Raw genomic sequence first — 772 nt, 5'->3', positions numbered from 1 at the left:
AAGCCAGATGACGGAACGGGAAGACCTAGGATGTAGAAGATCATAAYATAAGTTATTCGGCAGATTTTGATTCCTATATATCCACTCGTGTGGTACTTCTACCATATATAGAAGAATTCTACGATATATATAAGAACCATCCGTATAGATATCATCATCTACATCCAGAAAGCCGTATGCTTTGGAAGAAGCTTGTACAGTTTGGGAAGGGGTTTTGATTGATCAAAAAGAAGAATCTACTTCAACCGATATGCCCTTAGGCACGGCCATACATAATATAGAAATCACACTTGGAAGGGGTGGACAATTAGCTAGAGCAGCGGGTGCTGTAGCGAAACTGATTGCAAAAGAGGGGAAATCGGCCACATTAAAATTACCWTCTGGRGAGGTCCGTTTGATATCSAAAAACTGCTCAGCAACAGTCGGACAAGTGGGRAATGTTGGGGTRAACCAGAAAAGTTTGGGTARAGCCGGATCKAARYGTTGGCTAGGTAARCGTCCTGTAGTAAGAGGAGTAGTTATGAACCCTGTMGACCATCCCCATGGRGGTGGTGAAGGGAGGGCYCCAATTGGTAGAAAAARACCCRYAACCCCYTGGGGTTATCCTGCRCTTGGAAGAAGAASTAGAAAAARGAAWAAATATAGTGAKAMTTTGATTCTTCGTCGCCGTAGTAAATAGGAGCCCTGGGGTTATCCTGCACTTGGAAGAAGAACTAGAAAAAGGAAAAAATATAGTGAGACTTTGATTCTTCGTCGCCGTAGTAAATAGGAG

Annotated in this window: 1 protein-coding gene; it reads left to right on the top strand. The window is 42.6% G+C overall.

Annotation, left to right across the window (positions count from 1 at the left end):
- The first annotated feature begins 250 nt into the window (after positions 1-250).
- Positions 251-679 carry a 50S ribosomal protein L2 gene (gene rplB / locus EDI28_RS28170; RefSeq protein ID WP_500048353.1) on the top strand — a complete coding sequence of 143 codons (429 nt, stop codon included), beginning with the start codon at positions 251-253 and terminating at the stop codon, positions 677-679.
- Positions 680-772: the final 93 nt, after the last annotated feature.

The organism is Photobacterium chitinilyticum, assembly GCF_004104355.1.
Classification (GTDB): Bacteria; Pseudomonadota; Gammaproteobacteria; order Enterobacterales; family Vibrionaceae; genus Photobacterium; species Photobacterium chitinilyticum.
This window is presented reverse-complemented; position numbering and strand designations above follow the sequence as displayed.